Genomic DNA, 12,190 nt, shown 5'->3' on the forward strand with positions numbered 1-12,190 from the left:
GATTGTTCGGCCTTGTCGCAGTGCCGTGGCCAGTGTGTGCCGCAGTGTGTTAACTCGCCTTTGATTCTGGATGTTTCTTCGCATGTTTGCCCCTTTTCCCCTCACCCACGGGCGCCGTGTTGCCGGCCTGTTTCTCTTGTGTGCCGGTGCCAACGCCCAGGCTGCCGGTTTTCTTGAAGACAGCAGTGCCAAGCTTGAAGCACGCAACGTCTATTTCAATCGGGATTTTCGTGACGGCCACAGCAGTTCCAGCCAAGGTGCGTCCAAGCGGGAAGAATGGGCACAAGGTTTCATCCTTAATGTGCAGTCGGGTTATACCCAGGGGCCGGTAGGTTTCGGCGTGGATGCACTGGGCATGTTCGGCTTCAAACTGGACTCCAGCCCGGCGGACAGTAACAGCGGCTTGCTACCTTCTTCCGGGCATGATCCTCGGCACTCGGCTGACCAGTACGCGAAGATGGGGCTGGCGGCCAAGGTCAAGGTGTCCAATACCGTACTCAAGTACGGCTCGATGATGCCGGATGTGCCCTTGCTCAAATACAACGATGGCCGCCTGCTGCCTACCCTGTTCCATGGCGCCATGCTCACTTCTGAGGAAGTGCGCGACTTGAAGTTCACCCTGGCCCGTCTGGACAAATACACCGCGCGGGATTCTACCGATCGCCAGGACATTCGCGTGCACTGCAAGAACAAGCGCTATGCCTGCGATATCGAAGCCGACCACTTCGACCTGGCGGGTGTCGATTACCGCTTCAACGAGCGAATCAGTGCCCAATATCAGGTGGCCAAGCTGGAAAATATCTACCGCCAGCACTTTCTCGGCCTGGTGGCCAGCCAGCCGTTGGCGGTGGGCAGCCTGTCTGCCGACCTGCGCATGATCAAGAGTGATGACATTGGCAACGCTCGCGCCGGTGCAATCGACCATCGCGCCTTCAGCGGCATGCTCGGCTACAGCCTGGGTGGCCACAAGATCAGTGCGGGCTGGCAGCGGATGTATGGCGACAGCGCCATGCCGTACCTGGATGGCAGCAACCCGTACCTGGTCAACTATGCCCAGGTCAACGACTTCGCCGCCGCTCAGGAGCGTTCCTGGCAGGTGCGTTATGACTACGACTTCAAGGCGCTGGGTGTCCCCGGCCTGACCTTCTTCACCCGTTACATCAACGGCGACAATATCAAGGTGCCGGGCAGCAGCGCCGAAGGCCAGGAATGGGAACGCGACACCGAGTTCAAGTACCAGGTGCAAAGTGGCACTTTCAAGGATGTCAGCGTGCGCCTGCGTAATTCCACTTACCGGAGCAATTATGAAAAGTGGGCGCGTGACATGGATGAAACACGGGTCATTGTCAGCTACAACTTCTCGATCTTCTAAGCGGGCATTTTGCCAAATACCAGTAGCCGCCTGACAATGGCTGCTGGTTCCCGCAAAGGGCAGGGCGATGAAAGACCTGTTGTTGATCGGTATTGGCGCGGGTGACCCGCGCCAGATCACGTATGAAGCCGTTGATGCGCTGCGTAGCGCTTGTGTGTTCTTCGTGCTCGACAAGGGCAGCGACAAGGATGAACTGGTACGCCTGCGCAAGGCCATTGTGCAACATTACCGTCCCGAAGGTGGCTATCGCCTGGTGCAGGTGGCCGACCCCCTGCGCGATGGCCAGGCGGATGACTACCTTGGCGCGGTGCAGGACTGGCACCGGCAGCGTGCTGCGCTGTACGCCCAGCTGATCGAGCAAGAGATTGGCGATGGGGAAACCGGCGCTTTTCTGCTGTGGGGCGAGCCGACCCTGTACGACAGCACTCTGCGTATTCTCGATCTGGTCCGCGAAAGCGGCGTGGCGCTGCGCCTGCAGATAATCCCTGGCATCAGCAGTGTGCAGGCGCTGGCGGCGCGTCACCAGGTGCCGCTCAACCGCATCGGCGAGCCGCTGACCGTGCTGCCAGGGCGGCGCCTGGCCGGGCACGGGCCTATCGACAACGTGGTGGTGATGCTCGATGGGCAATGCGCGTTTGCCCAGCTCGATGACCCAGAGTTGGTGATCTACTGGGGCGCTTACCTGGGGACCGAGGATGAAGTGCTGATTGCCGGGCCGTTGCAGGCGGTGAAGGCACGGATACTGGCAGTGCGTGAGCAGCAGAGGCGGCGCAAGGGGTGGATCATGGATACCTATCTGTTGCGCAGGGAGCTGTGAGCTGTGCTGCCTGTACCGGCCGCTTCGCGGGCTTGCCCGCTCCCACAGGTATGCCACTGTATCGGGCCCCTGTGGCGGGCCTGTGGGAGCGGGCAAGCCCGCGAAGCAGGCGACACCGATTTCAAGGGTTACCCAGAATGGCCACCACCTTGTCGCGCAACTGGTCGATGCTGAACGGCTTGCCGATCAGGTGCATGCCCTCAGGCACATTGATGCTGTCGGCATAGCCACTGGCGAACAGCACGGGCAGCAGTGGCCGCAGCTCGCGCGCTTTGCCTGCCAGCACCTCGCCACGCATGTCCGGCAAACCCACATCGGTCATCATCAGTGCCAGTGTCTGGCTCGGGTCTTCGAGCACCCGCAGGGCGGCTGCGGCGTCTTGTGCCTCAATGACCGTGTAGCCCAACTCGTCGAGCACTTCGACCATCAGCATGCGTACGATGTCGTCGTCTTCGACTACAAGAAGATGCATGGTTCGGATCCTGTACAAATGAATGTCTTTAATCTGTGCACCTGGTGGCAGCAGAAGTTCCCGAGGATACCGATCCCTGCAATCAGATGGAACGATTGGAGCACACAGCCTTCAAATACCGGCTAAATGCCCTGCCAGACCCTTCAAAGCTGGTTAGACTCGCTTATCAGGACGGCGCAGTGGCAGATAACAACAACGACTGATCCGCCACTCTTTCCAATGGACTTTTCTTGCTCGGGCGTTTTCACATGATTCAAGCAGCCTCGATGGACCAGCGAAGCTTTCGCAAGCTGTTGAGCCGCAACATCGGCCTCCCCCTGGGGGTGGGCCTGCTGGGGGCCGTGGCCTTCGTCGCGGTAATCAACTACCTGCTTTCGGCCATGCAGTGGGTCGAGCACACCGACCGGGTGATCGGCAATGCCAACGAAACGGTCAAGCTGTCGATCGACATGGAAACCGGCATGCGCGGGTTTCTGATCACGGGTGACGAGCGTTTTCTTGACCCCTACGAGGTAGCCAAGCCACGTATTCTCGGCAGCCTGCAAAGCCTGCGCGGCATGGTCGAGGACAACCCGCAGCAGGTCGATCGCATCGACCGGCTGATTGCCTTGCAGCAGGCCTGGAACGACTTCGGCAACGAGATGATTACCCTGCGCCGCAGCCAGGGCGATTACCAGGCGTCGATCGGCAATGGCCGGGGCAAGCGCATCACCGATGAAATCCGCAAGGAATTCGACGGCCTGATCAGCACCGAACAACAACTGCGCATGGCCCGTAACGAAAAGGTCAGTTCCGTCACTGTGACGGCGATCTCGGCCTTCGTGCTGTTCATCGTCAGCCTCAGTGCCTTGCTGGCGTATCTGGGCCGTCGAGACCTGCTGGCACTGTCGACCAGCTACGATGAAAACCTTCAGGCCCAGCAACGCTCGGCGCAGCGCCTGGAGCAGCAGGCCTGGTTGCGCAACGGCCAGACCCAGCTGGCTCAGCAGGTGCTCGGGCAACTGACCTTGCCCATGCTCGGCGACAACATCCTGCGCTTCTTCGCTTCTTATCTGGGCAGCGTGGTGGGCGCCGTGTATGTGCGCGACGAGCATGGCCGCCTGGTGCGCGTGGCCTGTTATGGCCTGGGCGCCGAAGAGCAGGCTCGCGAGCAGATCAGGCTGGACCACGACGGCCTGTTGGCCCAGGCGGTACGCGAAGGCCGCCTGTTGCGCCTGGATGACCTGCCAGAAGACTTCTATCGCCTCAGTTCCGGCCTGGGCAGCGGCTTGCCCCGCAGTGCGCTGCTGATGCCGGCTACCGAAGACGGTCAGATCAACGGGGTGATCGAGCTGGGTTTCCTGCGCCCCCTGGAAGAACGCGACGAAGAGCTGCTGGAACGCGTCGGCGGCAACCTCGGCATGTCCATCGAAAGTGCCCGTTATCGTCAGCGCCTGCAGGAAGTGCTGGCCGAAACCCAGCAACTGAATGAAGAGCTGCAGGTGCAACAGGAAGAGCTCAAGACTGCCAACGAAGAGCTCGAAGAGCAGTCGCGGGTGCTCAAGGAGTCCCAGGCCCACCTGGAAACCCAACAGGCCGAGCTGGAGCAGACCAATGAGCAGTTGTCGGAACGCACCGATGCGCTCGACCGCAAGAACGATGAACTGGGCCGGGCGCAGCTGGAATTGCAGGCCCGCGCCGACGACTTGCAGCGCTCGAGCAAGTACAAGTCCGAATTCCTTGCCAACATGTCCCACGAGCTGCGCACGCCGCTAAACAGCTCGCTGATCCTGGCCAAGCTGTTGGCAGAAAACGGCGAAGGCAACCTCAGTGAGGAGCAGGTCAAGTTCGCCGAATCGATCTACTCGGCCGGCAACGACCTGCTCAACCTGATCAACGACATTCTCGACATCGCCAAGGTCGAGGCCGGCAAACTCGAAGTACGCCCCGAGACCACCCAGGTCGAGCGCCTGGCAGAAGGCTTGCGCGGCATGTTCCAGCCGCTTGCCGGCCACAAGGGCCTGGCCTTCGAGGTCAAGGTCGAGCCGCAGGTGCCGGCCACCCTGTTCACGGACCGTCAGCGCCTGGAGCAGATCCTCAAGAACCTGTTGTCCAACGCCATCAAGTTCACCGAGCGTGGCCAGGTCAGCATGAACGTCAGCTTCCAGGCTGGCAGCGGTATCGTGTTCGCCGTGCGCGACAGCGGCATCGGCATTGCTGCCGATCAGCAGCAGGCGATCTTCGGCGCCTTCCATCAGGTCGATGGCACCAGCAACCGCCGCTACGGTGGCACCGGCCTGGGCCTGTCGATTTCCCGGGACCTGGCGCATTTGCTCGGTGGCCAGATAAATGTGGACAGCACCCCTGGCCAGGGCAGTGTGTTCAGCCTGATTCTGCCGGAACGCTACGCCGCCGAGGCTGAAGACATCGAGCCGCAAAGCCTGCGCCCTGCCGTCGACGCGTTGCCGCCTGCACCGCAAGTGCCGGTGGCCGCTGCTGCCATGCGCCCGGCACCGACCTTTGCCGACGACCGCGAGCGGGCACCCTTCGATACCCGTTGCATTCTGGTGATCGAAGACGAGCCCAACTTTGCCCGCATCCTCTTCGACCTTGCGCACGAACTGGGCTATAGCTGCCTGGTGGCTCATGGTGCCGACGAAGGCTTCGAGCTGGCGGCCCAGTACATACCGGATGCCATCCTGCTGGACATGCGCCTGCCCGACCACTCGGGCCTGACCGTGCTGCAGCGCCTCAAGGAGCAGGCCGGCACCCGCCATATCCCGGTGCACATCATTTCGGTGGAAGACCGCGTCGAAGCGGCCATGCACATGGGCGCGGTGGGGTATGCGGTGAAACCCACCAGTCGCGAGGAGCTCAAGGAAGTCTTCGCTCGCCTGGAAGCCAAGCTTACGCAAAAGCTCAAGCATATCCTGCTGGTGGAGGACGACGACCTGCAGCGCGAGAGCATCGCCCGGTTGATTGGCGACGACGATATCGAGATCACTGCCGTGGCCATGGCCCAGGATGCCTTGGCGCTGTTGCGCGAGAACATCTACGACTGCATGATCATCGACCTCAAGCTGCCGGACATGCTCGGCAATGAGCTGCTCAAGCGCATGACCGCCGAGGATATCCGTTCCTTCCCGCCGGTAATCGTGTACACCGGGCGCAACCTGACCCGCGAAGAAGAAGCCGACCTGCTCAAGTACTCGCGTTCGATCATCATCAAGGGCGCGCGTTCGCCGGAGCGCCTGCTCGACGAAGTGACGTTGTTCCTGCACAAGGTAGAATCGCAGCTGTCCAACGAACGCCAGCGCATGCTCAAGACCGCGCGTAGCCGCGACAAGGTGTTCGAAGGGCGCAAGGTGCTGCTGGTGGATGACGACGTGCGTAACATCTTCGCCCTGACCAGTGCCCTGGAGCACAAGGGCGCCATCGTCGAGATTGGCCGTAACGGCCGCGAGGCCATCGAGCGCCTGGAGCAGCATGACGACATCGACCTGGTGCTGATGGACGTGATGATGCCCGAGATGGACGGCTTCGAGGCCACCCGGCTGATCCGCCAGCAGGCGCGCTGGCGCAAGCTGCCGATCATCGCCGTGACCGCCAAGGCCATGAAGGATGACCAGCAGCGTTGCCTGCAGGCCGGAGCCAATGATTACCTGGCCAAACCGATCGACCTGGACCGTTTGTTCTCGTTGATTCGTGTATGGCTGCCGCAACTGGAGCGAATTTGACTAGCGAACGTAACACCGACATCGAAATCCGCTTGCTGATCGAGGCCATCTACCTCAAGTACAGCTACGATTTCCGCAATTATTCCGGCGCCTCGATCAAGCGCCGGATCCTGCATGCGCTGCGCCAGTTCGATTGCCTGACGGTATCGGCGCTGCAGGAGCGCGTACTGCACGACCCCGGCATGTTCATGCAATTGCTGCAGTACCTGACGATCCCGGTCAGCGAGATGTTCCGCGACCCTGACCACTTCCTTGCCGTGCGCAACGAAGTGGTGCCGCTGCTGCGCACCTGGCCCTCGATCAAGGTCTGGATCGCGGGCTGCAGCACGGGAGAGGAGGTGTATTCCATGGCCATCCTGTTGCGTGAGGAAGGGCTGCTTGAGCGCACCATCATCTACGCCACCGACATCAATCCGCATTCGCTGGACAGGGCCAAGCAGGGCATCTACTCGATGCAGAGCATGCGCGAGTACGAGGAAAACTACCGCCTGGCCGGCGGCCGTCGTGACTTTACCGAGTACTACACAGCGGCCTATGGCAACGCCATCATGGACAGCAGCTTGCGCGACAACGTGACGTTCGCCGATCACAGCCTGGCCACCGACAGCGTGTTCTCCGAGACCCAGCTGGTGTCGTGCCGCAACGTGCTGATCTACTTCAACAAGGAACTGCAGGACCGCGCCCTCGGGCTGTTCCACGAGTCGCTCTGCCACCGGGGTTTCCTGGTGCTGGGCAGCAAGGAGTCGGTGGACTTTTCGGCCTACAGCGACCGGTTCGAGCCGCTGGTCAAGCCCGAACGGATCTTCCGTAAATCATGAACGGCGTACGCGCAGTGGTGATCGGCGCCTCGGCTGGCGGCGTGGCAGCATTGTTCGAAGTGCTCGGCGCGCTGCCACCGGCGTTCGCCCTACCTGTGCTCTGCGTGCTGCACCTGCCGGACGACCGCCACAGCCAACTGGCTGAAGTGCTGCAGCGTCGGCTGCATCGGCCGGTGCACGAGGCACGTGACAAGGAACGGATCAGCAGCGGGCAGATCTATGTGGCGGGGCCGAGTTACCACCTGTCGGTGGAGCACGACCTGACGCTGTCGCTGAGCCAGGAAGAACCCGTGCATTTCTCGCGTCCAGCAATCGATTTTTTGTTCATCTCGGCGGCCGATGCCTATGGCGACGGCCTGCTTGGCGTGCTGCTCACCGGTGCCAACGAAGACGGCGCCAGGGGCCTTGCCTATATCAAGAACAATGGGGGCCGCACGATAGTCCAGGACCCTCGCGACGCACAGGTCGCCCTGATGCCGGAGGCCGCCCTGGCCCTGCACCAGCCCGACCATATCCTTACTCTGAGTGGTATCGGGCAGCTGCTCGCGACCTTGGAATATAGCGCATGCTAAGCCACACCATCGCCAAACTGCTGATTGTCGACGACCTGCCGGAAAACCTGCTGGCGCTCGATGCCCTGATCCAGGGCGAAGACCGCGAGGTGCACCAGGCCCAGTCTGCCGAAGCGGCGTTGTCGTTGCTGCTTGAGCACGAATTCGCGCTGGCCATCCTCGATGTACAAATGCCGGGCATGAACGGTTTCGAACTTGCCGAGCTGATGCGCGGCACCGACAAGACCAAGAACATCCCGATCGTTTTCGTCAGCGCGGCCGGCCGCGAGATGAACTATGCCTTCAAGGGCTATGAGAGCGGGGCCGTGGACTTTCTGCACAAGCCGCTCGATACCCTGGCGGTAAAAAGCAAGGTCTCGGTGTTTGTCGACCTGTTCCGCCAGCGCAAGGTGCTTGGCCGGCAGCTGGAAGCGCTGGAGCATAGCCGCCAGGAGCAAGAGCTTTTGCTCAGCCAGCTGCAGGTGGCGCGAGGTGAGCTGGAGCATGCCGTGCGCATGCGTGACGACTTCATGTCGATCGTCTCCCACGAGGTGCGTACGCCGCTCAATGGCCTGATCCTGGAAACCCAGTTGCGCAAGATGCACCTGGCACGGGGCAACCTGGACGCCTTCAGCGCCGACAAGCTGCAGGCCATGGTCGAGCGCGACGAGCGGCAGATCAACAGCCTGATCCGGTTGGTCGAGGATATGCTTGATGTTTCCCGCATCCGTACCGGTAAATTGTCGCTGCGCCCCAGGCTGTTTGACCTCGGCCAACTGGTGCGTGGGTTGGTGGAAAACTTCACCGCGCAGGCCATGGCATTGGAAACCCACATCGAACTGCAGCGCTGCGAAGCATTGAAGGGTGAGTGGGACGAATTCCGGATTGAACAAGTAGTGGCCAACCTGTTGTCCAACGCAATGCGTTACGGCGAGCGCAAACCGGTGCAGGTGCGAGTGTTCGAGCAGGAGGGCATGGCTTGGGTGCAGGTGCAGGATCAGGGCATCGGTATCAGCGCCGTCAACCAGCAGCGGATCTTCCAGCAATTTGAGCGCGTCGCTGCCCAGCAAGCCAGCGGAGGCTTGGGTTTGGGGTTGTACATCTCCGAACAGATCGTGCAGGCGCACGGTGGCCGGATACGGGTTGAAAGCGAGGAAGGCAAGGGCGCCACATTTACCCTGCAATTGCCGCTTGCAACATTCAAAGAACAAAACGACCAGGCGCGGGCAACCTCTGCGTAAGCCTGGGGTCTGATGGCCAACTGTAAGAATTTCAAGGCGTTAACATGAGTGAAGATGCACAAGATGTGGTGTTGGTCGTCGAGGACGAACCGGCAATTCGCATGATTTTGCGCGATTACCTGGCGGGTGAGGGGTACCACGTGCTGGTTGCCGAAGATGGCGAGCAGGCGTTTGCGATCCTGGCCAGCAAACCGCACCTGGACCTGATGGTGACGGACTTCCGCTTGCCGGGTGGCATCTCCGGGGTGGATATTGCCGAGCCTGCGGTGAAGTTGCGGCCAGACCTGAAGGTGATATTCATCAGTGGCTACCCGGCCGAGATTCTCGAGTCTGGCAGCCCGATCACCCGCAAGGCGCCGATACTGGCGAAGCCGTTTGACCTGGACACCTTGCACGAGCAGATCCAGAGACTTTTGCGTTAAAGCTGGTGGCCCTATCGCCGGCAAGCCAGCTCCCACAAGTACTGCACAGGCCTTGAGATCTGCAGCGTACCTGTGGGAGCTGGCTTGCCGGCGATAGGGCCAGTACAGGCTAGCGCAGGGTCCGCTCTATACCGCCTGCCAACATGCTTTCCATCAGCCCCAGCCCCTGTTCCTCTGGCAACGCCTTCAACATCCCCGGCAACTGGTTCAGCAGCGTCGCCACCACATGCGCCGTCGCCACCAAGGCTTGCCCCTGCAACTTCGCCTGTGGCGCGATCAACCTCAGCAACCCCGCCTCGTAACGTTTGCGCAACAAGGCCAGGCGCGCCTGCTGGTCATCGCTCAGGCAGCACAAGTCGCGCTCCGCCAACCGAAACTGCATCGGCCGCTCGGCATGCAATTGCCAGTGCGCTGCAATCAGGCAGCCCAATGCCGAGGCACCGCGGGCCATGGCCCGGCGGCCCTGGTCCAAGGTGGCCTGCAGTTCTTCGTACAACTCCTCGATCAAGTCGTACAACAGGTCCTGCTTGCTGGGAAAGTGATGGTACAGCGAGCCTGCCGTCAGCCCCACATGGGCCGCCAGCTCGCGCATGCTGACTTGGCCAAAGCCCTTTTCGGCAAACAGCGCCATGGCCCGGTCGCGTCGCTCCTCAAAGCTGGCACAGCGCATTGCGGCATTGACCGGGGGCATGGCGCCTTGTCCTCAGTAGGTGAAGAAACCGCGGCCGGTCTTGCGCCCCAGCCAACCGGCCGCGACCATTTCCTTGAGCAGCGGGGCAGGGCGGTACTTGCTGTCGTTGAAGCCTTCATGGAAGGCCTCCATGATCGCCAGCAGGGTGTCCAGGCCGATCAGGTCGGCCAGTGCCAGCGGGCCGATGGGCTGGTTGCAGCCCAGGCGCATGCCGGTGTCGATGTCCTCGGCACTGGCCAGGCCTTCCTGGCGCACGAAGATCGCCTCGTTGATCATCGGCACCAGGATGCGGTTGACCACGAAGCCCGGGCGGTTGCCTGCGGTGATCGGGGTCTTGCCGACCTTTTCAGTCACCACCAGCGCCTGGGCGTAGGTGCTGTCGCTGGTCTGCAGGCCGCGAATGATCTCGACCAGCGCCATCATCGGCACCGGATTGAAGAAGTGCACACCGATGAAGCGCTCGGGGTGCTCGATGCTGGCGGCCAGCTGGGTGACCGACAGCGACGAAGTGTTGGTGGCGATCAGGCAGTCGGCGGCGACGTTGGCGGCCACTTGCTGCAAAATGCGCTGCTTGAGCTGCAGGCTTTCGGTGGCGGCCTCGATCACCAGCTGCGCGCTGCTAAGCTGGGCGTAGTCGGTGCTGGTGCGGATACGCGTTTTCGCCGCAGCGGCCTTGTCCGCATCCAGGGTGCCCTTGCTGACCTGGCGTTCGAGGTTCTTGCTCAAGGTGGCCACGCCGCGCTCCAGCGCCGCGTCGGAAACATCCACCAGCAGCACCTGGTAGCCGGCGACGGCGCACACCTGGGCAATGCCGTTGCCCATGGTGCCGGCGCCGATCACGGCGATCTGTTCAATGCTCATGTGCCAGGCTCCCTCAGACGCGCTCGAAGACTACGGCGATGCCTTGGCCGCCACCGATGCACATGGTCGCCAGGGCGTAGCGGCCCTGAATGCGCTGCAGTTCATGGATGGCCTTGGTGGCGATGATCGCGCCAGTGGCACCCACCGGGTGGCCCAGGGAAATACCCGAACCGTTGGGGTTGACCTTCTCCGGGTCGAAGCCCAGCTCGCGGGCCACGGCGCAGGCCTGGGCGGCGAACGCTTCGTTGGACTCGATCACGTCCAGGTCCTGCAGTTTCAGGCCGGTCTTTTCCAGCACCTTGCGGGTGGCCGGGATCGGGCCAAGGCCCATCAGTTCGGGCTCGACACCGGCGTGGGCATAGCCCACCAGGCGCGCCAGCGGCTTCAGGCCCAGGCGACGCACGGCATCACCGCTGGCCAGCACCAGGCCGGCCGCGCCATCGTTGATGCCGCTGGCGTTGCCGGCAGTCACGGTGCCGTCCTTTTTGAACACGGTCTTCATGCCGGCCAGTTGCTCGGCGGTGACGTCGCCACGCACGTGCTCGTCCACGGCGAACTGTACGGTGCCTTTGCGGGTTTTCAGCTCCACCGGGACGATCTGGCTGTCGAAACGGCCTTCGGCAATGGCGCGGGCGGCGCGGCGCTGGCTGGTCAGGGCCAGTTCATCCTGCATCTCGCGGGTAATGCCGTGTTTGGCGGCGACGTTTTCTGCGGTGATGCCCATGTGGAAGTGTTCGAACGGGTCCTGCAGCACGCCGACGGTGTAGTCGATGCCTTGCAGGTCGCCCATGCGCGCGCCCCAGCGCGCCTGCGGCAGCAGGTACGGGCCACGGCTCATGGACTCGGCACCGGCGGCCACGGCCACGTCAGCATCACCGAGCAGCAGGCACTGAGTGGCAGAGACGATGGCCTGCAGGCCCGAGCCGCACAGGCGGTTGACGTTGAAGGCAGGTGTTTCTTTGGGCATGCCGGCGTTCATCGCGGCAACCCGCGACAGGTAGGCATCGCGCGGTTCGGTCGGGATCACGGTGCCCATGACCATATGGCCGATCTGCTCGGCGGCCACGCCCGAGCGCTCGATGGCGGCGCGGGTGATGGCAGTGGCCAGGTCGGCCAGGGGCAGGTCCTTGAGCGAGCCTCCAAAACCACCGATGGCGGAACGCACGGCACTGACGACGTAGATTTCTGGGCTGCTCATAGAGGCTCCGTAAGCTTAGGCATGGCGGGAC

At 62.2% G+C, this 12,190-nt stretch carries 11 protein-coding genes; 7 read left to right on the plus strand and 4 right to left on the minus strand.

Annotated elements, in window-relative coordinates:
* Positions 1-82: 82 nt before the first annotated feature.
* Together N805_RS04685 and cobF are read left to right on the plus strand one after the other, a co-directional pair.
* Positions 83-1,372, plus strand: a complete 1,290-nt coding sequence (locus N805_RS04685; RefSeq protein WP_019473795.1) for an OprD family porin — start codon at positions 83-85, stop codon at positions 1,370-1,372.
* A 67-nt stretch (positions 1,373-1,439) separates the two neighbouring features.
* Complete coding sequence (cobF, locus tag N805_RS04690) at positions 1,440-2,189, plus strand: precorrin-6A synthase (deacetylating) (RefSeq protein ID WP_019473794.1); 750 nt, start codon at positions 1,440-1,442, stop codon at positions 2,187-2,189.
* 121 nt (positions 2,190-2,310) lie between these two features.
* On the opposite strand, the gene N805_RS04695 is transcribed toward cobF, so the two are convergent.
* Entirely contained in the window at positions 2,311-2,661 is a 351-nt protein-coding gene (locus N805_RS04695; protein ID WP_019472987.1) for a response regulator, read from the minus strand.
* A 248-nt stretch (positions 2,662-2,909) separates the two neighbouring features.
* On the opposite strand from N805_RS04695, the gene N805_RS04700 reads away from it, so the two are divergent.
* The 5 genes from N805_RS04700 to N805_RS04720 are packed head-to-tail and all read left to right on the plus strand — an operon-like array spanning position 2,910 to position 9,409.
* Complete coding sequence (locus N805_RS04700; protein ID WP_026034624.1) at positions 2,910-6,377, plus strand: response regulator; 3,468 nt, start codon at positions 2,910-2,912, stop codon at positions 6,375-6,377.
* Positions 6,374-7,195, plus strand: coding sequence for a CheR family methyltransferase (locus tag N805_RS04705; RefSeq protein ID WP_016499120.1), 822 nt, complete (start codon positions 6,374-6,376; stop codon positions 7,193-7,195). Before N805_RS04700 ends, N805_RS04705 begins: the two co-directional genes overlap by 4 nt.
* Positions 7,192-7,767 carry a chemotaxis protein CheB gene (locus tag N805_RS04710; protein ID WP_019472989.1) on the plus strand — a complete coding sequence of 192 codons (576 nt, stop codon included), beginning with the start codon at positions 7,192-7,194 and terminating at the stop codon, positions 7,765-7,767. The genes N805_RS04705 and N805_RS04710 overlap by 4 nt, the downstream gene beginning before the upstream one ends.
* Positions 7,761-8,987: a hybrid sensor histidine kinase/response regulator gene (locus N805_RS04715; protein ID WP_019472990.1), complete on the plus strand. Its 1,227-nt coding sequence runs from the start codon at positions 7,761-7,763 to the stop codon at positions 8,985-8,987. Before N805_RS04710 ends, N805_RS04715 begins: the two co-directional genes overlap by 7 nt.
* Before the next feature lie 44 nt (positions 8,988-9,031).
* The gene (locus N805_RS04720) at positions 9,032-9,409 is read left to right on the plus strand and encodes a response regulator (RefSeq protein WP_019472991.1); all 378 of its coding nucleotides are present in this window, start codon (positions 9,032-9,034) and stop codon (positions 9,407-9,409) included.
* A gap of 109 nt (positions 9,410-9,518) precedes the next feature.
* Here N805_RS04720 and N805_RS04725 read toward each other — a convergent pair whose 3' ends face one another.
* Genes N805_RS04725 through N805_RS04735 form a run of 3 tightly spaced genes read right to left on the minus strand, consistent with a single transcriptional unit; the run spans position 9,519 to position 12,159 of the window.
* On the minus strand, positions 9,519-10,100 hold the full coding sequence (locus tag N805_RS04725) for a TetR/AcrR family transcriptional regulator (RefSeq protein WP_016499123.1): 582 nt from the start codon (positions 10,098-10,100) through the stop codon (positions 9,519-9,521).
* Between the two features lie 12 nt (positions 10,101-10,112).
* A complete protein-coding gene (locus tag N805_RS04730; RefSeq protein ID WP_019472992.1) occupies positions 10,113-10,961 on the minus strand; it encodes a 3-hydroxybutyryl-CoA dehydrogenase in 849 nt (282 codons plus the stop codon).
* Positions 10,962-10,974: 13 nt separating this feature from the next.
* Complete coding sequence (locus tag N805_RS04735; protein ID WP_019472993.1) at positions 10,975-12,159, minus strand: acetyl-CoA C-acyltransferase family protein; 1,185 nt, start codon at positions 12,157-12,159, stop codon at positions 10,975-10,977.
* Between the last annotated feature and the right edge of the window lie 31 nt (positions 12,160-12,190).

It is taken from the genome of Pseudomonas putida S13.1.2, assembly GCF_000498395.2.
In the GTDB taxonomy this organism is placed as follows: domain Bacteria; phylum Pseudomonadota; class Gammaproteobacteria; order Pseudomonadales; family Pseudomonadaceae; genus Aquipseudomonas; species Aquipseudomonas putida_Q.